Annotated in this window: 11 protein-coding genes; all 11 read right to left on the reverse strand. The window is 45.4% G+C overall.

Going from position 1 to position 23,697, the window contains the following annotated elements; all coding sequences use genetic code 11:
* Nucleotides 1-365 precede the first annotated feature (365 nt).
* The 11 genes from V1L65_RS26920 to V1L65_RS26970 all read right to left on the reverse strand — a co-directional run bounded on the left by V1L65_RS26920 (nt 366) and on the right by V1L65_RS26970 (nt 23,051).
* Nucleotides 366-1,667 (reverse strand): acetamidase/formamidase family protein, encoded by a 1,302-nt coding sequence (locus V1L65_RS26920; protein WP_331702401.1) that lies wholly within the window; start codon nt 1,665-1,667, stop codon nt 366-368.
* 333 nt (nt 1,668-2,000) lie between these two features.
* Entirely contained in the window at nt 2,001-6,767 is a 4,767-nt protein-coding gene (locus tag V1L65_RS26925; protein WP_331702402.1) for a discoidin domain-containing protein, read from the reverse strand.
* A gap of 317 nt (nt 6,768-7,084) precedes the next feature.
* Nucleotides 7,085-11,572 carry an S-layer homology domain-containing protein gene (locus V1L65_RS26930; protein ID WP_331702404.1) on the reverse strand — a complete coding sequence of 1,496 codons (4,488 nt, stop codon included), beginning with the start codon at nt 11,570-11,572 and terminating at the stop codon, nt 7,085-7,087.
* A gap of 122 nt (nt 11,573-11,694) precedes the next feature.
* A complete protein-coding gene (locus V1L65_RS26935; protein WP_331702405.1) occupies nt 11,695-13,014 on the reverse strand; it encodes an FAD-dependent oxidoreductase in 1,320 nt (439 codons plus the stop codon).
* A gap of 4 nt (nt 13,015-13,018) precedes the next feature.
* Nucleotides 13,019-15,136 (reverse strand): MGH1-like glycoside hydrolase domain-containing protein, encoded by a 2,118-nt coding sequence (locus V1L65_RS26940; RefSeq protein ID WP_331702406.1) that lies wholly within the window; start codon nt 15,134-15,136, stop codon nt 13,019-13,021.
* A gap of 19 nt (nt 15,137-15,155) precedes the next feature.
* Entirely contained in the window at nt 15,156-16,673 is a 1,518-nt protein-coding gene (locus V1L65_RS26945) for an extracellular solute-binding protein (RefSeq protein WP_331702407.1), read from the reverse strand.
* A 119-nt stretch (nt 16,674-16,792) separates the two neighbouring features.
* Nucleotides 16,793-17,659 (reverse strand): carbohydrate ABC transporter permease, encoded by an 867-nt coding sequence (locus tag V1L65_RS26950; RefSeq protein ID WP_331702409.1) that lies wholly within the window; start codon nt 17,657-17,659, stop codon nt 16,793-16,795.
* Nucleotides 17,660-17,661: 2 nt separating this feature from the next.
* On the reverse strand, nt 17,662-18,600 hold the full coding sequence (locus V1L65_RS26955; protein ID WP_331702430.1) for an ABC transporter permease: 939 nt from the start codon (nt 18,598-18,600) through the stop codon (nt 17,662-17,664).
* A gap of 280 nt (nt 18,601-18,880) precedes the next feature.
* Complete coding sequence (locus V1L65_RS26960; protein WP_331702411.1) at nt 18,881-21,181, reverse strand: helix-turn-helix domain-containing protein; 2,301 nt, start codon at nt 21,179-21,181, stop codon at nt 18,881-18,883.
* Between the two features lie 309 nt (nt 21,182-21,490).
* Nucleotides 21,491-21,991 carry a DinB family protein gene (locus tag V1L65_RS26965; protein WP_331702413.1) on the reverse strand — a complete coding sequence of 167 codons (501 nt, stop codon included), beginning with the start codon at nt 21,989-21,991 and terminating at the stop codon, nt 21,491-21,493.
* Between the two features lie 103 nt (nt 21,992-22,094).
* Nucleotides 22,095-23,051: a helix-turn-helix transcriptional regulator gene (locus tag V1L65_RS26970; RefSeq protein WP_331702414.1), complete on the reverse strand. Its 957-nt coding sequence runs from the start codon at nt 23,049-23,051 to the stop codon at nt 22,095-22,097.
* Nucleotides 23,052-23,697 lie beyond the last annotated feature (646 nt).

Below are 23,697 nucleotides of genomic sequence, written 5' to 3' on the forward strand. Positions count from 1 at the left end.
TACATTCGCGCGTTTGGACGCGGAGCACTTAATTGTATATGAAAAATCATATACATTCGCGCGTTTGGACGCGGATCGCTCAATTGTATATGAAGAATCATATACATTGGCGCGTTTGGATGACATTCGGACGCTGATTGCACGCACACACTAATCCAGTTGACCGTTTTGTACGGAAATTCGTACAAAAGGATCCTCACACTATTTCAGTTAAACGTATTTGTACGGGAGTTCGTACAAACGGGCGCGTACACCTCTTCCTCCTTTCTAAGCACGAGCCCTTTCGTGCTGGAGGAAAAAAAGACCCAAGAACGCCGAAAGCTTGGTGTTCTTGGGTTTTGGTTTATTCCTCAAATAGCCGTACGCTATCCCTCATATTGCTGCTTCACAATATCATCCAGCTTCGAACTCTCCAAATAGCGAAGAGGAGCCAGGAATGTAACGGTAACGACGCCCGGATGGCGGCCAATTTCGATCGACCCGGTAATCGTTGCCCGGTTCATAATCTCCGGAACAGTTACGCCAAACAGCTTGGCTGCTCTTGCCAAACCATTGTCCGTTGCTGCATTAAGCGTAGTTCCTGTTCCGATAACCGAGATCGGCAGCGATTGCTCGATTTCAGCTACTCCCCACCTTGCAGCAAGCGCTTCTGCCGAGCGCCGTTCTGCATCTGTGAGAGGCTTTGCTGTGTAAGGCAAATCCTCAACATTAGGCAGCAAAATCGGGCCTTCAAGGTTGGCGCCTTTAAGCACACTTACCTGCAAATGAACTATACCGGCTACATCTGCGGTATGCCCGGCGATTTCTCCATCCCCTTGCATCGCATGCATATCGCCAAGGTATACGCCGCCGCCGGCAACTTTGACCGGGCAAATTAACGTTGCACCGGCACGCACACGGCTAATATCCATATGTCCGTCGGTTCGATGCTCGTCCAGCTCCTCCTGCGTAACGGCATAATCGTGAGGTGCTCCCACTAGGAATGAACCAAAATCTCCGGCATTATGCGAGTCTGGCAGCGCCTTCGACGGGGTTGTGCCAAGCTGTCCTAAAAATGGGCGCATACGAGCCACCACGCCAATAAGATCATGCGGAGCAAACGTAACAATCGGATTTTGCACGGATGCATCTGGCGTGCGCATATAATGACGGCCGTTTTCTGCAATCTGCTCTGCTGCTTGCTTAGGCAGCGTTACTCCTACATTACCGGACTCATGAAAAGCAATTGTATATCCGTTCGTAAATATAAATGGCGTAATATCAGCATCGCATACTGCGCAGCGTATCGCTTCCTGCCCGATGCCTTTGATGACGGTCTCAGGATGCAAGGTGCCGCAGCCGGGACATTTTACAGCGACGAATGGATCGCCGAGAAAACGGCCCTCTACAGGCTCATCATTGCCTGATGCTGTAGCCAGTGACGTTACTTCAATCGATTTTATTTTGATTACAATAGCATCTCCAATCTCTGCCCCTTCGACATAGATCGGCTTTGTTACTTCATGACCGCCTTTTATACAAGGCGTAATCATGGGCCCCCAGCAACCTGGAGCGGTATTAGCAATAATATGTCCACCATCTTTTACAGGGCCAAGCATGTCTTTCTCTGGATCCAAAATACCATCAATAAACGTATTGACGAATAATGTTTCAACAGCTTTTTTCATTACTTATCCCTCCTGTGGTTTACTCTTGTACTACTCCTTTAATTATAAAATTGTGAAGGTGAAAGAGCAAACGGCACAGAAAGTATACAGCAGTAATTATCTAGTTTTTTCCGCGCATACATTACATTCAACGAGAGGGAAATGCAGCGAGCATGCAAGCCTTGCTCTTAAAAAATACCATTAACCAGAAGGATAAATTTGGCAATAAGCAAGCTTCGGCTGCATCGGTTCTTGGTCGGTACTTGCTATAAATAAGAGCTGCCCTTCAGCTACGCAGCCGAAGGACAACCCCCAACCCCTGTCTCATTAAACTATTGAATACGAATTATCATGTTACTTATTTGTATCCATTGTTTCCATAATTCTCAGTACGATAACTGCCGCCTCAGCACGTGTAGCTGTTGCATTCGGGGCAAAGCTGTTATTGCTGCGTCCGTTCATAATTTCCGCTTCGAAAGCAGCTTGCACATACGCCTTCGCCCAATGAGGAATTTGTTCTGCATCTGCAAAAGCCAGGCTGCTGCCATCTTTTAGCGGAAGCCCCAGAGCACGAACGGCCATAACGGACAGCTCTGTGCGTGTAATCTGCGCTGCCGGACGGAAGGTTTGATCGTCATACCCACTTACAATGCCTGCAGCAAGCACTTTTGCAATATCTTCTTTAGCCCAATTCGGAATTTCAGCTGCATCTTTAAAGCTAAGCTCGCCGCTGCTGTCTTCCAGCTTCAGGGCTCTTGCAAGCATTGCAGCAAATTCGCTGCGGCTAACGGTTTTATCCGGCTTGAACTGTCCATTTTCATATCCCTTAATAAATCCAGCTTTTACAGCTTTCTCGATGGACGGCGCAGCCCAATGGTTAACGGTATCCGTAAAGCTGCCTTGGCTGCTGCCGCCTCCACTGTTTCCGCCATTATTATTTCCACTGCCTTCTCCTGGCTCAGAACCGCCTCCATTATTTCCCGAACCATTTCCTTCTCCGCTACCGCCGTTTCCGTTATCAGATCCGCTTCCTCCGCCATTATTTCCGCCAGTACCCGGATTCGGATACCATGGCGTACCGTCCAGCGCTTTTATTGTAATAAGGAAATCTTTCTTAATTTCTGCATTGCCCTTCACGATCGTTGCCGTCAGTTTGACCTGAAGATCACCTTGGCTTTTGCTCGGGCGCTTGAACAGCTGACCGTTTGCATTCAAATAATCAGGATGAGAGCTGCTCCATACAATGCGAGTGCCTTGAGCTCCCTTTTGAGGCAAGGCTATATTTTTCGTAATGGCTTCTTTTATGTTAAGCGTAATTAATTCTCTAATTTCTTCAAGTGTCAAATAATCTCTTGCGGCTTGCAGCTCACCCAGAAGCTCATCTGCCACCGGCTTGGTCAACGTTATAGACAATACAGCAGCCTGCGCTTTTACGATAGCGGCTTGCAGCGCCTTCCAGCCTTCTTCCGAGAAATTCGCTTCGTTCAGCTGACTGTCTGCGATCTGATTGAGCAGATTAAGAATCGGCTTTTTATTGCCCAGCTTATTATTTTCACTAAATACTTCAAATTCTTCGAAGGAGTACCCGAATATCGTATCTCTTCTAATCCCTTCGAATTTCACATAACGGGCCGGCGTGCTTTTGAAGCTTGTTACTACACGTCCTCGCTTGCCGCGCTCTATGCCATTATTGGAAGGTACAACATTTGTCCAATTATTACCGTCTGTCGATACCAAAATCTTGTATTCGGATGCAAAGGCTGATTGCCAAATAATCGACACGGTATCCACTTCAATTACCTCACCCAAATCGACCATAAACCATGCTTCATCCCTCCAAGCACTCGACCAGCGGGTATTTCCTTTGCCGTCTACGGCTTTATCTGCTGAATAAGCACTTGACTCAATCTCAGATGATGATGCCGATTTATGAAGAGCCAGATTGCCATGAAAATCAATAAATTTATTCATGACAACAATTTCGTCAACAAGGCCTTTGAACGCATTTTCCGAACTGCCGATTGAAGCAACAGGCAGCACCAAAGTGTCCAGCTTACTGCCGTCTTTCAGCGTAACCGCAAATTCAGAACCATTAATAAAAATGGATGTTCCAGTATCGTCGCCTGTCATAATAATATGCGTCCACTGCCCAGGCTCGATTTTATAATTGAATGTGCTTCTGTAGCCTTCTTTTTTAAAGCCAATTTTTCCTGTGCCGTCAATATTATAAACAAGCTGCCCGTCTTGTGACTCTAGCAATACAGCATTCGCTGCATTGTCCTTGTCCGGCTTCATCCACATAGACATTGTCCAGCCGAAGCCGACTGTTCTTAATCCTGTTTCAATATAGCTGCTGCCGCCCTTCAAAGCTGCTGCCTTGCCTTGTATCCCTTCAACGATATCAACATTAGCAGCTGTGCCGTCAAAGCCGTTGCCGGATTGGTCAATATATTGTTCCTCAAAGTCGTATACAAAAAGTTCATTTCGTTCGTTTAATTGAGGAATGCGGTGAGAAAGATGTGTGCCTGGCGGATCAAAATGCTTCGCAGCATCTGCCTGGAATGCGGCTAAATCTCCGTCAGCGCGCGTACCTGCCCATAGCTTTTGTGAAACAATCTGCATGGATGGAAGCACTCTTTGATGGGTATCTGCCATAGATACGCCCTTCTCAACCGATACATCATTCCAAAGCGCGAACATGCCGCCCTTCACTTGCGGGTGTCCGTCAGGAAGCTTGTTTTCTACCCAGTCATTCGCTTCCCATTTGTTATAGAGGTATTCATAATTCAAATAGTTGCTGTACAACTGCGGAACAATATAAAGCAAATTCGTATTCACATTGATAATATCAAAGCCCTGTTCAACTGCATCCTTGGCACTGCCGTCCACCTCATACCAAATATCCATAATGGCATTCGTGTTTACCTTCGTATCGCCATTGAATTTGGTCAGATTGCCCCACACGCGAGGCTTTTTGCCACTGTCAGACACATGCTCAATAAGCAGATTCATATAGCTGCGGAAAGCTTCCTTATTGGTGCCTGCATATTCGTCGGTGCCGACATGAACTTCAGGACCGATAAAGGTTGGATTAGGATCATCCATATACTCAGAGAACAGCTTCTTAATAAATTCTTGCGCATACGGGCTCTCAATATCCAATTGGCTGCCCATGCCTAGCTTATCGTCGTAAGCGATAAACACGCCTGAATGGCCCGGCGTATCGATTTCCGGTACTACATTGACCGCATAATCCATGCCTAGCTTCTGTAAATTTCTAAATTCATCCTTCGTATAATAACCGTCCTTGCTTTCAAGGCCAGGGAAGGTTTCGCTTTGCAAGCGGAATTTCCCCGTTCCTCCGACATCGTCATTCAGATGAATTTGGAATCGGTTCATTTTATAATAGGACATTAACTTGACGTAATCCTGCAAAAATTCAATCGTATAAAACTTGCGGGCTACGTCCAGCATAAACCCTCTGTCAGCAAATTTTGGATAGTCTCTCGTCAATCCTTGCGGCATATCATGGCCGGATTCACTGCCAGCAAGCAGCTGCAGCACCGTTCTCGTTCCATAAAATAAACCTTCATAATGCGCCGAGCGAATTGTCGCATATTGTTTAATATCCAGCAAGTACCCTTCCTTGCCAAGCAGTTCCTGGTTGTTGTCGAAGGTTAAATATATGTCTCCCGACTGCGGCAGTCCTGCTTCAACTGCCAGATTGAGCTTCGTCGTCTCTGCGAGCTCCTGCGCCCAAATCTCCGCCATATCTCTTAATTGCCCTTCATAGGCAGGATCAATGACTATTTTTGATTGTGCAGTAAGCGTCAGCTTGCCTTGACCGCCAAGCCATTCACGAAGCGACGGAATCACTCTCGGCTCCGGATTTGAGTCAGGCTGCTGCTCATATTGCCCCGGCACCAAAACTGCTGCATTAGCCATGGCAAAATAAGAAGCATCGTCTGTACTTTCCAGCTTGAAATACAGCTGCACGAGCTGGGAAACAAGCGGCTTATGAATTCTGCCTTCCGCATCGATAACTTGAAGATTATCCGTACTGATCAAGCTGGCTGTATATCCTTCCTCCAATTCAGGAAATTGGAAGACGGTTTGATCTGGAGCTACAACTGCTTCATCTTGAATCTTTTTTAACAATGCAGGCAATAGATTATGCTTTTCATAGACTTCAAACTCATAGAAAGAATAGCCATATTGACTGGCGCGCTTAATGCCTTGAAATTTCACATACCGCGCCTGAACCGGCTCAAACTCTATAATGTCCTTTCCTGAAGAACTAGCTGTCAGTTCCGTTTCATCTGCAAATACGTTCGTCCACGTTTGCGCATCATTTGACACTTGCAGCTTGTATTTCTCCGCTATAGCCGGTACGTGCCAGTTAATCACTACTCGCGATACCGTCATGCTTTCTCCCAAATCCACATAAAACCATTCATTGTCATTTCGGTCAGCCGACCATCTGGTTGAGGCATTGCTGTCTACTGCCTTGCCAGGCAGCAAATGCGGCCATGGCACGCCGTTTTCATGTTCTGTGCCGGATGCTGCCGCTGGTTTATTCAGCGCCAAATTAATATTTGCCGGTTTTTTTGTATGCTTCTCATAAACCTCGAACTCATAAAAAGAATAACCGAATTGACTTGCACGCTTAATGCCTTGAAATTTCACGTACTGTGCCTGTACCGGTTCAAACTCCAGCGTATCCTTCCCCGAGGCGCTAGCTTTTAATTCCCTGTCGTCAGCATATACATTCGTCCAGGTTTCTTTATCATTTGACACTTGGATTTTAAATTTTTCTGCCATGGCATCTGTAAGCCAGTTGATTACAACTCGCGATACCGTCATGCTTTCTCCCAAATCAACATAGAACCATTCATCATCTGTTCGATCAGCAGACCATCTGCTTGAGGCGCTGCCGTCTACCGCCTTCTCTGGCAGCAAATGCGGCCATGGCACACCATTGTCATGTTCTGTGCTGGATGCTACCGCTGTCTTATTAAGCGCCAAATTCACATCCGCCGCTTCCGCCTGCACTGGAGCAATGGACGGCATACAGAAAGCGGTTACAATAAACATAATTAAAAAAACTCGCAATCTTCTCACTTCATTTTCCTCCTCTGTTATTTGAAAGTCTTTCTTTTAAAACAACAAACAAGTTCCTACTAACAGTATAAAAACGCTTACACTTCTCTTCGATATACTTTTTTTTACATTCGTATACAGTTGTTGAGTATTACGTTCATACAGCGCTGGTTCATATGTAGTATCAAGGATAAACGGCTCCGCCGTCCTTTGACAGGCGCGTTTACCGATGAAATATAGGAACATGTATATGGTGAAAACTTATACTTTCCTATATTTAAAAAAACAAGAACGCTGGAAGTCCAGCGTTCTTGTTTTTTAGTATCATACACTACCTTTTACATTGGTGCTGCTGCTGCTTGAATCTCGTTATAAGCCCAATAAGAATCCTTCAAATCGGTAAATGACCTAATTCCCTCGTAAGGATCAATTGCCTGCCCATAACGTCCTAGCAAGCGGTTTAAGAGAACTACCGTCTCCGCTCGTGAAATAGGAGCATCGGGACGGAAGGTATGATCCGGGTAGCCGCGCAGATACCCTTGATTAGCCAGCAGCGTAATGGAACTCTCAGCCCAATGTCCTGCGGTATCTGCAAAGCCTTCTAAGGGCTGAGACTCGGACTGTTCGACAAAACGTGCGAGAATGGCTGAAGCTTCTGCGCGGGTCAAATACTTGTTGGGGCGGAAACTGTTATCCGCATAGCCTGATAATATCCCTTTTTCACCAAAGTAACCTACACTTTGAGCATACCAATCATCTGATTTAACATCGGAAAACAACGGCTGAAAGACTTCATTTTTCTCTTCATTTAAGACAAGACGAAATAATAGTTGGGAAAACTCTGAACGCTTAATAGGTCGATTGGGTCGGAAACTGCCGTCTCCATAACCGTTTATATAGCGATAGTTCTTGTCTGCATTCAATTGCACACCAGAAATGCGATCATATGGATGATGTACTTCATTTTGCGTTGTTTCCTCCGTCTCCGTTTGCGGTTCTCCTTCTGTTTCTTCTTCTTCAGCAGTTTCACTTGGGTTTGATTCAGAAGGCTCACCTGTATTCGGATTTTCAGTTCCCGGATTTTCATTTCCAGGATTTTCAGATTCATCCAGAACGAACAAATATGGGGTTAGCGGCTCCAGTGTTATTGTACTTCCATGCACCGCCTCATCGGTAATCAGATTTAATACAGGTGAGATGATTTGATTTTCTGAACGTACTTGCACTGACACCGCTTCCGAGCCATAATTCACAACATTTAACAATGTCTTGCCCTCAAATATTGTGTTGCGCCACTCCACATGGTACGGCATCTTGCCATTTGAAGAATCAATTAATTTTATATGCTGCGGATTAATACTTCCCAGGATAGGTTCCATAAAATCCCGCATTTGCAAAGCTGTCCAATTTGCAGCAGATATAAAATCAGCATGATCCAAAATATATTGACGATCCGCTGCTGCTTGTTCCGCTCCATGCGGTGTAAGCTTCAAAGCATGTGTACCAATTAGCAAGACTCGTCCTCCTTGCTCGATAAAACTTTTTATCTCACTTAATGTATTCGCTTCTGTTCTCGTCACATAAGGGACCACCAGCATTTTATAGTTATTAAGCTGACCGGCTGCAATTTGTTTTTCCGATATAAACCCGGTCTTGTAGCCGCTATAAGACAACGCCTCATAGGCACGCAGCATATTGTTGGAGAAATCTCCAGAGAAAATGCCGGCGGGCACATTATACAAAAGCGCCACTTCCGGTTTTTCATTCTGGAAAGCTGTAATTTCCCAAGCGAGACGATTTAAATCCAGATTCGTGCGCCCTGCTTCAGCTACAACATCCGGGCGATGCAGGACGCTTCCTTCCCTGCTGGAAGACTCGTCGTATGTTCGTTCCCATATCCAGATCGTAGAAGCACTTCGACCATGTATGGCGCTTTGCCAAAGAACCGTACGGAAATGTTTGGCTTGCTCCGGGGTATATACCTTGTCTCCATCAGCTATAATATGATGTTCGGAATTAAATACCGGTGCTTCTTTGAATGAAGTTTGCATATCATAAAAGCTTAATTCCTCGATAAAACCTTTCGGCCCTTCATTGATATAATTCCAATTGTCATTTCCGTTAATTTGACTAAACTCCGAGAAACGTTCAATATCGACGCCCCAAGACAGACTTCCCTGTGGATCACCCATGATTTTGGCGTGCAGCGGCAAATCAGAAGCCAGCTCATGAATGACTTCAATCATCCACTCATGCCAACGCGCAAAATAATCATGGTTGAACATTACATAGTCATAAGACCATGAGTTCGCCGTCACATTGGCCGGCATCGGCACTTCTTCAAACGAGCTGTAGTTGCTCTGATAGATCTGATTCAATTCATTTAAATTATCATGATAAATATCTTTTAAATATTCCTGCCAAAATGGCAATGCATACAGATCTTTATTCGCCTGATAGACCGATTCATTACTCAGCGTAATGCTGTGCAGCGATTCATAGGTTGCAACTGCCGGAATTAACGCGCGCAAATAATCCTCTATGATATCCTTAGCTTTTGGATGAAATATGGAAAACTTAATAAAACCGTTGTTCAATACGTTTAACTCAGGCCACTTGTCCAATGCCCAGGCTGGAAAGTAATGTGGGGAAATGAGCAAACTAACAGCTACATCATGCTCTTCTGCCCGCTGCAGTACTTGTTGAATATCTGACTCTATCTTGCGAGTAGACACAACGTATTCCCTATCTTCTGAATATCCTCCCGACTCTTCAAAACCGGCATTTTTTATGAGATTGTCGTTACTTCCCACCTTTAAAACTTGAATATCGTCAATCCAAATGGTTCCCGTATTCTCAGATACGATCATTAATTTGTAACTGGTTTCATTAGCTCCTGTCGTATATTCATAGACAACTTCCCGCCAATCATAGGTTCCGCTTGGAAAAGATTTGCGTTGTTTCATCGCGGCTCCGCCTGGAAACCAAGTGTTTTTGGCATTCTCACCTTTTACCCACACACGAAACTCGTAGGTTGTGTCAGGTTCTACTGGAATCGTCTGGCTGACATTTATATAAACATTAGGCTGCAACGGGGAATCATTCTTGATTTGCAAGGAAGATTCCCCTGAATGACTGACTCCCTTTACTGCTGCGGCACTTGCATGGACATTGCCGGAACGGCCTACCGTATATTGATTTACAAAATCCTTTTTATCCAAAATAACATCTCTTGGCCCTATCTCAATCTGAATAATGTTATTTCCCAAATCCTGAAAAATTGGAATATCCTCTCTCACTTTGCCAAAATGGCCGTAGCCTGTAAAAAAAATCGGGCGCTTCTCTGTTGCTCCGCTGCTTCGAACGACTGTGTCGCCCATAAAGGAATAGCCTGAAATGTCTGTCTTTCCCGTCACATAACGCTGCACTTCCTGAGGCTGTGCGCTGCTATCCAAATATTGTTGCAGTTTAGACTGCGCTTCATTGTATAAACGTTCAAGTTCCTCAACGACGTAATAAGCACGACTAAGCCTGTTATTGACAATATCATCTTGACCATACTTTATAAACTCTTTGATTACCGTATAATTGATTCGCTCATAATCAGTGGACAAGCCCTGGGCTTCGACAACCCCCAACTTCTGCTCAAGCAGCGGAAGCTTTTCTGCAATAGCCTCCAGCTTATGCTGTAATGCTTCCGGAGTCATGACAACGTTTACATTTATAGTCTCCGTAAGCGTTCGGATGCCATCTGCCTCTGCCAAAGTAAAGTCAAGCTCATAAGCTGTTGCTTGTGACGGTGCAAAATCCACTTTCACCTCAGCTGCCGATTGAGCCGGAATATTAATTTCTTGCCCAATGTCCATCGATCTGGAAGAGAGATTCAGAGCAATTTCTTCATCGCCCCAGTTCACAGCATACACCGCATACTCGCCTGTCTCTCCTGCCCCAAGTTCCTCTGATCCCTCAACCCAGAAGCTCCAAGGCATATCATTGGAAATCAGATGTACTTTGCCATGTGAGCTTGGACTCTTGGCTTTTCCTATTCCCGGCGTCCATTCTATCCAGCCGCGACGTCCTGCTCCGTCATTATCATTAATAAGCAAGCTGAAAGGAAGGATCTTCTCAGGTTTCTCTGTATAGATCGTATTCCAAGGCATCCTTACTTCATAAAAAGTAATATCTCCTTCCTGAACAGCTGCAGCCGTAATCTGACCCGCTCCCGCTTCAGCTTTCCCCTCGCTGAACTGCCACAAATGCGCTTGGCCATCCATATAATTTATGCCATACTCCGGACCATAGGTACCATCCGGACTGAAGGCAAATTGAATACTGTCCCCCCTCCACATCGTGCTTCCTGATACAGGGGTATGATTATTGTCCGTGACTTTCACAGCCCAATAAAAGTAGTTATCATCATAGGCAGTGTACACATCAGCTGACAAATCCTCAGCGCCTGCCCATTCCTTTAGTTCAATCTGCTTTTGGTCTGCAGGCAGCTGAATTTTGGCAAACCTCGACCATTTCCCTTCTAATCCGTCCATTTCCATTTGTTCTGTTTGCAATGCCACCATATGTTTGCGAGAACCGAAGGTTTGTTTGAATTGTTCCCATGGAGTAATGGTAACCGGTAATATCTCACTACTTATATTGGACGGATTCATACTGCCCGCCTCACTTGACAGCGCTTTCAATTCTTGTCCGTAAACTTCACTTGCCAAGCCTTGAAGGCTCAGCAACAACGTCATTAGTACAATCCCCGACCATCTGACAAGCTTGATCACCTTGGATTCTGCCCTATTGCGTGATATCGATTGCTTTGTCATTGCTTGCGTCTCCTCTCATTTGTTTCTCTTTAATCAAAAATTGCATGGAGGAGAGATGCAGCATACCTGCTCTCCCCTCACTTGATGCAACATGACTGCCAAAACTGTTTTTACCGATCCTTCTATGCAGTTGGCAAGGACAATCGCTCCACTTTTCCTTCCACAAATTGTCCCCGCAGCTGCAGAATAAACCTTATATGCGCGGAATTGACCTGTCTGACATCCTCCAGCCCTTGAAAAACAAAGAGGGCTGCTGCGGTTCCGGCAGCTTCTCCTATTGCGCTGACTGAGGCCATGATGCGGTAGGAGCTATGCGCCTCATGAGAGCCGCTAATGCATCTCGAGCTAAGCAGCAAGTTTGCTGCTCCCTTGGGAATCAAGGAACGATACGGAATATGATAATAACCCGGGCTCGGAATAGGTTCCAGTCTGGTCTTGCCGCCTTCAGGATCATGAATATCCAGAGAGTAGGCACAAGCGGCAACCATATCTTCAAATGTTCGGGCGCCGAGGCAGTCTTCCGCTGTAAGTTCATATTCTCCTATAATACGCCTTCCTTCACGAATCCCCAGTTTGGGAGCGATATAGTCTAATCGTGCATTGCGGAAAGCCGGATGTTGACAGATCGCTTCGAATAGCTCCTCTGCTTGCTTCTTGCCTTCCTCTATGCCGCGCTCCACTGTCTCTGGCCGTGTAGGGTCAACATCTAAAACCGAAGTAGAGTTAAACAAGAGTGCTTCGCCGTCCGGATAAGGGAAACAAGTAACTCCGGTTCGGGGGTTGTCTGTTTTTCCCGCCTTCTTCAATGATTCATAATACGGCAGCAGCTCTTTTCTTAATGAATGAATAGCTGACCACTGTCGAATGTCGGGCTGGAGAAGACGCGTCCAATCGATTCCGCTTACTTTGAAGGTTGCTGTAGCTGATTGAAGCTTGCCATCGCTTTCTCTGCCCAAATGATAGGATAACCCGGCAAGTGCTGACAGATTCCCATCAGCCGTGGCATCCAGGTATGCTTTGGCGGACACAATACCTGTATATTTGCCGCTGGTATGAAGCTGAACGATACGATTCTGGTTCATCTCGGCCCGTGTAATCCTGGACCCCGTCCATACTGTTAGGCAAGGCTCTGCCCCAAGTAATTTGATGTAGCTTTCCTTCAACTGTTTTTCATCGTAGGTAGGCACTAATTGCTCGCTATAATGCGTATAAGCCGCTGGAAACAACTCCCTGTGAATCCCACTGTTAATCGGTCGGCCATTGCTGTCACGAAACTGACAAATAAGTGATACACTGGAGAAGACGCCTGTGCCTCCGACTTCGTCAGCTTGTTCGATCAGCAGCACTTTTTGCTTCAGCCTCGCTGCTGCAAGGGCAGCGCTGATTCCTCCAACTCCTGCTCCGGCTACGATAATATCGAACTGGTTCGTTGCAGTATCCATTGGCTCATCCCTCTTCTTCCACGCTCTGTTGTGCCGCGTCTTGATTTAAAACTATGTTTTCTGCCACAGAAGCGAAGCTGCCCGCTAAAATCCGTTGCGGCACCCCTTCATATATGACAACGCCATCTCGAAAAATCTGACAGCACCCCGAATGCATCTTTATATCAAAACTGTGATTGCGAAAAACAAAATCTGTCAAATAAACATAACCATCTTCTGGCGGTTTGGGATGTATCCATAAGTCGCCATTTAGCTGAGGCTCGATCCCTGCCATGCCAAACAAAATTGCTTCGGCCCCGGACAAACCGGCAACTACATTTGCCCGTTTGTGCGCAGGGATGGCCGGACGATCGCAATAATGCTCTTGCGGGTAGTATGGCAAATGACGTCCCATCCAGAAATGCCTCCGCAGCACATCCCATGCTTCCTTATCCTTGCCTTGTTCCCATAACGTCAGGGCCAGCATAGGCCCATCTCCTGTATAAGAACCGCTGCCCGACCAGTCCGGATCGTTCTGCTCATAGTGAAGCTCATCCTGGGCGGACACACTGCTTACGCCATAATCGCCAAGGAATGCTCCCGGTTTGACATGTTCCAGCATTCGTTCCAGCATAGGCTTCGTGCATGCTCCAAACCGCAAGGCATCGAAATACTGAATCGAATAAATAAATTCCTCATGCCCGTCAGGATACAGCGCTTTGAACCATCCCTTCTCTTCATCCCACAGATGAAGACGGATAGATTGACGAATCGCTTGAGCCTTTGTTCTCCACTGCCCTGCAAGCTCCTGATCTTCCTCGAGCCACTCTGCCAATTGAGCAAGTCTGTCATAACTCCATGCTCGTTCTGCATTAGGACTGGCCACAATATGTTCATAGCCTGCCCCTCGCATTTCCAGCAGATTATGCTGCAGACCGTAATCCAGCAGCTCATTTTGCTGCGGAAGTCTCTGGTCATCTTGCAGCATAAGCTGACGCATAGTGGGAAACAGTTCCTTGCCTCCCTCGCCATAAAGAAGCAAGGTGCTCCATGCAAAATGAATATATGACCAAAGACTGTAGGAGTAAGGAACATTAGCTCCTTTTCCACTCGGAGCAAAGCGCGAATGACGATCAATCCCGCTTCTAGCCATTAATCGGGCAAGCTCCAAACTTTTCTCTTGCCCCAGCAAGAGTCCCATAGTTTTGGCTGCGTATCCGCCCACGTCCCACGGATAACAACAGATCCCCGCTCCCTCAATGCCTGAAACAACAGGAAATGGCTGCATAGCAAATTCAGCATTATCCCAAAGACAGATCAAACCGCTCATCACGGAACGCAGATAATAATCCTCGAGCCCTGGAATATCGGACTGAAGGGTTGGCAGCCTTCGCTCGGCTTCAGCAATTCGTTGCTGCCATACGATCCGAGTCTTATTCTCAAGCTGTTCCAATGTCCCTGGCTCTTCAAAAGCAGTGCCAGCACTTGTCATCGCCACACAAATACGCACGGTACAAGACGCATCCGCCGCCAAATTCATTTTTAGCTGCCCTTCACAGACAAGCGTTGCCCTTACCTGGCTGTTCTCCCAAATCTGATCCTGATCGCGATTCTGACTAAGACAGCTGTCCTCTTCAACTGCTGCAACGGGCCACCCATAGTCCCATTCGTCATAAGAAACAAAGGCAAGCTGACCCGGCACTGTTTGTGGCGTAATTGTTAGGGGCATCGCTCTTCCACTGCGATTAAACACCGTCACTTTCAGCATAAAGCCATGTTTGCCGAAAAGCGGTATCAGCTCACTGTCAACTTTCAAAGAAAGCAGTTTTCCATTAACAAAATGATGATAAGTACCACTGCGCAAAATTCTATCTGGCTGCCAAATTTCTTTTGCATACAACAACCCGCAATCACCTTTGCCCAAGTTCCCGCTATCCTCAATCAGATGTCCATCCGCTGTCAATGCTACCTGAAGCTGTAAGTCCCGGGCCGAGAAAGGCGGCGCGTAACATCCCAGCACCCCCATTACTGTCCTTCTCTTTGGGGCTGTCGTGCTGAATCCGCTGCTTATCCATATATGGTCAGCCGGAGCTAAGCTTTTTCGTATATCGAAAGCAAATGGTTTGAAATAATCTTTAGCCATGGTGCTAGACTCCCTTACCTTATTTCTGAGATTGTTGCGCATAGAGCTCCGTATAATCTGCAATAATTTGATCGCCGCCTTGCGCTCTCCACTTCTCTACTTCTTTATTAAATCCGTCTTCATCTAACGTTCCCATAATAAACTTGATACGGGCATCGGTAATAATTTTATTCAGCTCCGTCCCTTTCTCAACAGCTGTCTGAGAGATTAAAGGCTCTACCGGATTGGACACAATAATAGACTCATTATCCTGCATCATCTGACGAAACTTGTTATCAGCCTCTCCCTTGCCCTTCCAAATCATTAACGCACCATCATAAGTAGGCAGTTGTTTCAATGGCGACACTTCATTGGAGTAAGCTGTCTGATCTGTAATCGCCGGCTCTCCCGAATTCTTCTCATGGTGGCGTCCTTCGATTCCCCATGTCCAGGTATACATCATTTCTTCGTCAACAATCTTGTCAAAAAACTCCAGCAGTTTTTTTAGGTCAGCTTCTGTTTTGACAGTTGCTTTAGGAAAAACAAACATTCCATTATATCCTGTCGTAGCAAAGACTCTTTCCCCTTTAGGCCCTTCGATCCGGCTGATAATGTCTAATTTGGCTTCGGGGTCCACCTTCTTCAATTCGTTACCGCCAGTAATAAGAAAATCAAGTGTAGTGAAGATAACACCGGCCTTGCCTTGAAAAAACTGCTCTTGCTGCTTGCTTGTTTTCGTAGCGGCGAAATCCTGATTAATCAATTTTTCATCATATAAACGTTTATAAAATTTCATGGCTTCCATATTTTCATCCGTCATAAATTGCGGCACAGCCTTGCCATCACGTATTTCCCATTGGTTTGGCGCTCCAAAGAATGCAGCGATTGTCTGAAACCCAGTCAGCCCGACAGCTGCTGCGCCATTGCTGGAATCCTCTGCCTCCACCAGGCCAAAGGTGTTCTGGCTGCCTGATTTTGCCGGGTCATCTAAAGTAAATGCCTTTATTATTTGGTATAGATCATCAATCGTTTTAGGCTGCTCTAGTCCCAAATTGTCCAGCCAATCTTGACGAATAACAATCCCTTGGCGCGCTAATGCCCTAGCACGGTACAGACCGTACACCTTGCCGTCTACCGAAATATTATTAAGCACCGTTTCGTTGCCATTATATTTGCTCAAATTCGGATAATCCTTCAAATACGGGCCAATCTCCCAGAACATTCCGGACCGCTGAGCGTTAATAATAGAAGAAGATTTGGTATCCTGAATCATTAAAACTTGCGGCAAATCATTGGATGCAATGGATACATTTACTTTGTCATTGTAAGCAGACGCCGGAATCCAGGTAGCATTTATTTTGGTATTGGTATACTCCTCAATCCTTTTAATAATCGGATTATCTTTGCTTGGAGGCTCAGGAGAAGTGTACTGATTCATCATAGTAAAGGTGAACTTCCCGTTATTGCCGCCTTTTCCTCCTTGCCCACATGCTGCCAATGTTGCTGCCAATAGAACAGAAAGCCCGATAAGAGCCAACTTGCGCGGTAAAATCGCCATGTCTTAATCCCCCTTGAATAAGTAAATTCATTGTATCAAAAGACAGCTTATCCCATCCTTTGATCAAAAAACTGTCAATCATTAACTGCGTTGACCAAACGAGTCCGTACCCATGCAACCTATCCTTTTACTGAGCCAAGCAACACCCCCTTGGCAAAGTGTTTTTGCAGAAACGGATAAAAGGCCAGAATTGGAGCTGTTGAGAAAACGATAACAGCCATATTAATGATTTTGGATGGCGGAGGCGGAGCCTCATTCATATCGGATAAGCCTTTCTCCGTTAAAATAACAATTTGTCTGAGCAAAACCTGAATCGGCCATTTGCGCGAATCGTTAATATAAAGAATAGCGTTCAGGAACGTATTCCAATGGCTTACCGCATAAAATAATGCAAAGGTTGCGATTGCCGGCATCGATAAAGGAAGTACAATCCGCAAGAGAATGCCCAGATCGTTGCAGCCATCTATTTTGGCCGATTCTTCCAACCCATCAGGCAGTTGCTGAAAAAAGTTTTTAATAATAATCAGGTTAAACGCGCTGATTGCACTTGGAATGATCAAAGCCCAATACGTATTTGTAAGATGCAATCCTTTTACAATAAGAAATGTAGGAACGATGCCCGCGCTAAACACCATCGTAAACATAATCAATAGCATAATCAGCCGGCGACCGTAAAGCTCCTTGCGTGCCAATGGATAGGCCATAAGCACCGTCATCAGCAAATTTACAAGAGTACCCACCACCGTAACGCCGACTGTCACCCACAAGCTGTTCAGCAAAATGGGCGTTGACAGTATATAGCGATACCCTGTCAATGAAAACTTGGTTGGAAACAACATGAAGCTTTTGGCGAGCACTTCTTCTTCAGTAGCAAATGAAATTAAAACAATATAAATAAAAGGAAGAATCATAACGGCTGCCACCAGCGTTAATGCGGTTCCATTGGCAATACTGAAAATTCTGTTTTTAAAACTGCGCTCATACATGACTAATACACTCCTTCCTCACCAAATTTTTTGACAAGCCAGTTAGCGCTAATCACCAGCACAAATCCTACAATCGATTTGAACAGTCCAACAGCTGTACTGAAACTGAACTGGCCTTGCGTTATTCCGGCCGTATATACATAAGTGTCAAATACCTCGCCAACCTCTCGGTTAATGGAGTTCAACATCAGGAAAATTTGCTCGAACCCTGTATCTAGAAATGTCCCTAACCGTAAAATAAACAAGATAATTATTGTCGAACGAATCGCTGGAAGCGTCACATGCCATAATTGTCGCATACGCCCCGCACCATCCATCCTTGCCGCTTCATACAATTGCGGATCCACACCAGATAATGCAGCCAGAAAAATAATTGTCCCCCAGCCTGTTTCTTTCCAAATAACCTCTAAGGTTATCATTGGACGAAACCATTCGGTGCTCACCAAAAAATTGATTTTCTCAGCGCCCATGGCAACTAACGCCTCATTAACCAATCCTCCGTCCAAAGTAAAGAAAGTATAGGCAATCCCGACGACAACCACCCACGAAACAAAGTGCGGCACATAAATCATCGTTTGAACGACTCTCTTAAAACCCTCTCTTCGTACTTCATTCAGCATCAGCGCCAGCAGAATCGGTGCCGGGAAAAAGAAAAATATATTATAACTAGCTAATATAAGTGTGTTCCGTAACAACATCCAAAACACAGGGTCATGGAATAATCGGTTGAAATGCTTTAATCCCACCCACTCACTGCCCATAAACCCCAAGTAGGGCTGGTAATCTTTAAATGCCAAAAGCAACCCCCACATCGGCGCATATTTAAATAAGATAAAATAAACTGCACCGGGAATAAGCATAAAGTACAGCCATTTATCCCGCCTTAACCGCCGAGCAACCCGCTGGCCCTGAAAAATGAAAGAAGGCGTTAAAGGGGCCATTTCACTATTTAATTGTTTCATCTCCTAACTCCACCTTTGTTTAAACGTATTGTCTTTTGTTGCGTGATTTAACCTTAAAGGGTGTAGGAACGATTCGTCCATGATCAACGAATAATCATAAGAACGCGACTCCTTAAAAATAGTATGATAATCATTAAAACAGAAAAAATAATCATCTTAACGGACACCCTACTAAGCTGAATTGCTTACAGAATCAAGGCACGACAAAAAACCAGATACAGTTTTTGCACCGCATCTGGTTTTTGTGTAAGGGGAGTAATTATGAAATATGGGGATCGCCATGCAGCTTACGATATTGCCCTGGAGTCATATTCTCCATCTTGCGAAAAAAACGAATAAAGTTTTGTGGATTTGTATACGTAAGACGTTCAGCAATTTCGCCAATCTTCATATCCGTCTCAACTAGCCATTGTTTGGCCATCTGCAACCGATATTGCTGCAGGCACTCGCTGAAGCTGACTCCCGTCTCTTTGCTGAACAAAGGTCCCAAATGATTAGGGTGATAATTCAACTCCGCTGCACACGCTTCAAGTGTAAGTTCTGTATCAAATCCCTGATATATCATTTGCAACACCTGATCAGAGATTTGTTTGGCATGCGATTTCCTTTGTTGTTCAAATTTATTCATAATCGGTTCAATGACAATTTCATAAAACCATACCTTGATGCTCTCTTGCGACTGAAGCTCAAAAATTTGCTCAAAGAACTCTTTTTCATTATCCGCTGAAAATATAGGTTCCTCCAACGACTCAAGCTGCAAAGCGTAGGAATTGGGCTGAACCAGCTCGATTAGCATAGTATATAACCGAATTAATGACATTTGATATTGTCGCCAATCTGCCTGCTCCCTAAAAATCAAGGAAATACATTGCTCTAAAAGCTCCCTGCTTTTATTCCATTCTGCCAGCTTTACCGCATCGCAAAGTTCCTTGGCAACGCGGTGAGGAAACACACTTATCGTATTGTCGCCCGGATGCACATCATCAATAAACAACACGGAGCGAGCACCAATTCTTATTCGATATCGGAGCGCCTCCAATGCCTCTTCACAAGAAAATGGCACATCCATTAAGTGGCTGCGCGGCCGACTGATTCCGATACTTACAGGCAAGTGCAAATATTGCTCTACTGCTCGTTGAATCAGTTCTGCTATAGCAAATAGTCTGGACTTATACTCCGCCTCATCGCCTGCATCATGCCCGCCAACTATTGTAACTTGCGACTGTTCCATCAGGACAGGATCAAGCCGTTCATGGGCGGGAACCAATTCTGCCGTAATATTAGCAATAGCAAATAGTAACAGATCGCGATCCTCTTCCTGATATCGGGAATCGTCCAATGAGTCTATCTGAATCGCAATTACAGCATGCCAGAGCCAATCTTCCGGAAAGCCATACTCGGTCAATTTAGCTGGCAATTGCGATTTTCTTTCTTCTCCACGAAGTAGCTTCAGAACGAAAAATTGTCTCATTTCCCTAACCTTGCCCGCTACTTCCTCAGAAAGCTTATACTCCTTTTGCAGCATAGATTGCAGGCGCAAGCCAATTAAAGTAAATTCATCCTTTACTTTTGCCTTTTGAGAATCATCCGGTTTGATGCCCAGCGCCGATGCTAATTGACGAATCGGCTGATAGAATGAACGCGAACCGAACAAAGCTAGACTGCCAATCGACAATAACATAAGCAAACAAGCTCCCAGCGTCATCCACCCTATGGATCGAGAATCCTTTGTAATTTCCTTAATCGAGATGGCCGACACATATGTCCACGAGTTATAGCTGGACTGCCGCGCAATAATACTGTATTCTTCGCCATTCAAAGAAATATTGAATTGATTGCTTGCTTCGCTGTGCCTATTTTCAAGCTCGGAGGTTAGCTGTTCAATTCCTGGCATCTCGTTTGCCGCCCCCCCATAAGACAACACCCCATAGCTGCTGTCCAACACCAATACGTCGCCGCTTTGATTTCCCTCTCTTACTAGCCGGGTCAATTCCGACTCCGCAATCGTAACAATAGCAAGACCATTAGCCTTCAACGAGTTAAGCGGAATTTTTTTGACCAGACTAATGCTCGATGGACGACTGTCCTTGTTCGTAACCCATGCCGAAAAGGTAGGCAAGCGTTCATAGCGCAGCAACTCTTCCAAATCATTTATATCATCAAATTTGAAAATATTGTTATTATCTATCCCCCATTGACCATTCAAATTCAAAAAAGTCATATTGCCGATCGTCAGCTCAAATGTCTGGCTGCGCACCATGCTCTGATACATTTCGTTATAGGTTTGATAATACTCCGCCGCATAAGGCAAAGACATCGCTTTTACTACAAGCGGCGAACTGATATACTGAGTGACTGAATAATCAATCGTCTTTAGTATTTGCTCAACCCGAAGCTGGGTTTGCTGCAGCGCATCCATACTTCGCTCATTCACCTTGTCCTGCACAATAGAGGAGGACAAATAGTATGAAGTAATTCCTACCACAATTACCGGTATGGACCCAATAAGCAGACTAAATATGAGTAGTCGGATAAAATATTTGCTAGAACGGATTTTCATTACGTCTCCTTCTCTGGCCAAATTGCTTTTTGCTTATTCATTATAGGAAACGCTCTTACGGTAGTCCATAATCAAGGTATAATCATTATAACGGATGAAGCAAGAACCTTACTAATACAGGTTTCTCCCACTCCACCATAAGTAATTCAGTGTAGCGTGGCGCAACCAAGGATAAACGGCTCCGCCGTCCTTTGGAAAGGCGCGTTTACCGATGAAATATAAGAACAGGTATAATGTGAAAACCTATACTTTCTAATATTTTAAAAAAAGCCTGCTGGATTAAATTCATCCAACAGGCTTTTTTCCATTCTATAAATGCGGCTCCATCCCCATCGCCAGCCATCCTTCTCTAGTAGGCCCGTAAATATCAGGAACTAGCAGGCCTGCTTGACGCATTAGCACGGTCATTTGACCGCGATGATGAATTTCATGCTTGATCAAAATATCGAGCGTCAAGCCGTTCGGCCACTCATCGCCATACATCATGCTGGACTGCATTACATTAGCGTCAGTCCATTGCGATTGTATCGCTTCCAGCATCGCAACGCTTGCCTGCCTGTAGGTTGCAGCGATTTGCGCCGCCGATTCGGGAGCCACTTCTTCGCCTGCCGCCTGAGCAAACTCCAGCCCGGTGCGCGACGTCATCTCATGTATAGTGATAGCAAGATGCCAGCCAAGCTGGCCTAGTGTGCGGTGATTTTCTGCAATTTTTTGGTGAAGCGAAGCATCAGTAAGCGTATCGAGCACACGCTGAGTAGCGGCGGCTTCATGGGTCCAGGCAGCAACAAAATCTTTAACGGTTACGAACATAATAATGGTCTCCTTTTTCCTTAACGCATACATGAGCGTATGCGTTAACAGATATTGTTTTCTTATAAGACCACTATAATCCACCTTCACTGACAGCTGTATGTCAGTATTGCTTGTACAACCGAATAATATTTTCTGCTTTGCGCACCAGCTCCTGCGCCACATGCTTCGGCTCCAGCACGGTTACATCATCGCCATAGCCAAGCAGCATGCCGTATAGCCAGGGCTCGTCCGGCTGTTCGGCTTCTACTGTCAGCGTCCCGTCTTCTTCCATTTTTATAGATTCACGTGCAAAATAATCCTGCACCCGCGCTTTGGCACGAGACTTAAATCGCAGTGATAATCGAATAAGCGGAAAATCCTTCGCTGAGCCGCGCATGCTTTGCCCCATATTGTAGCCTAGCTTCTCGATTGACACTTCTCTTCGTTCAAAGGCTTCCGGCAGCTGCTGCAGCCGTGTTATGCGAGACAAGCGAAATATTCTAAAATCGTCCCGCAGGCGGCAATAGCCATACACGTACCACACATATCCCTTCAGTACTACGGACATCGGCTCGCAGATTCTCTCCGAGTCTTCGCCATGAGCAGAGGTATAAGCAAATTGGATAAGCTGCGACTGGCGAATTGCCTGCCGCAGCACCGATAGCTTCTCCTTATCTTCTTCGCCGCGCTGCCATGGATTAATATCGATAAGCAGTTCGTTACCGAGTGTCTCAGCTGAGCTGTGCTCTGATTTGGCCACCAGCGCTCCTACCTTATCGAGCAATTTGCCGATATCCCGTTCCTCCATCGTCCCTCTGACACCACGCAGGGCAACAATAATAGATTGCAGCTCCTCCAAGGACAGCATTTGGCGGTCCAGCCGATAGCTGTCCATAATTTCATAACCGCCCGATGATCCGGCAAACGAAGCAATCGGTATCCCAGCCTGATTAATCGTCTCTAGATCGCGATAAATCGTTCTAAGAGACACCTCAAACCGATCCGCCAGCTCCTTGGCTCCTACACGTTTGCGGTTCAAAAGAAGCATTGTAATCGCGAGCAGCCGATCCAGTTTCATGCTGCGTCCCTCCATTTAGTTACTCTAACGAATCCTTACGACGCTATTTGCCCTATTTGTGCTGTTTAGTTGAGTGCTGTTCACCAACTCGTTACTCTAACGAATCCTCACGACGCTATTTGCCCTATTTGTGCTGTTTAGTTGAGTGCCGTTCACTAGGTCGTTACTCTAACGAATCCTTACGACGCTATTTGCCCTATTTGTGCTGTTTAGATTTTGTAACGTAGATTAGATGCGCTATGTGTGAACAAAAACCGGTTTGAAGGCTCTTTTTGAGCAATAAGACAATGTAGATTCGTTACATTTTTAGAAAGGGCATTTTTCGCATAATAACGATGCTGCGATTCGTTAGGTTATTAGAAAGGGTATGTTCCGCATAATAACGGGCAACGATTGATAAGCAATGAGAAAGGGGGAACGGAGAACAAGATTGGGAATGGAGAAGCAGCAGCGTCCGCCTTTGTAGGCCAATTTTATCCTTTATAGGCGTTATTTAAAAAATTGGACTACAACAGCGGTCGGAATCCCAAACTTGGTCGTAGCAACATCCCTTTCGATTGCTTATTGCCCTATCCACAATGAATCGACACCCTAATACGATTCGTTAGATTATTATAAAGTGCGTGTTCCACATAATAACGATACT

Origin of the sequence: Paenibacillus sp. IITD108 (assembly GCF_036541265.1) — a bacterium.
Lineage (GTDB): Bacteria > Bacillota > Bacilli > Paenibacillales > Paenibacillaceae > Pristimantibacillus.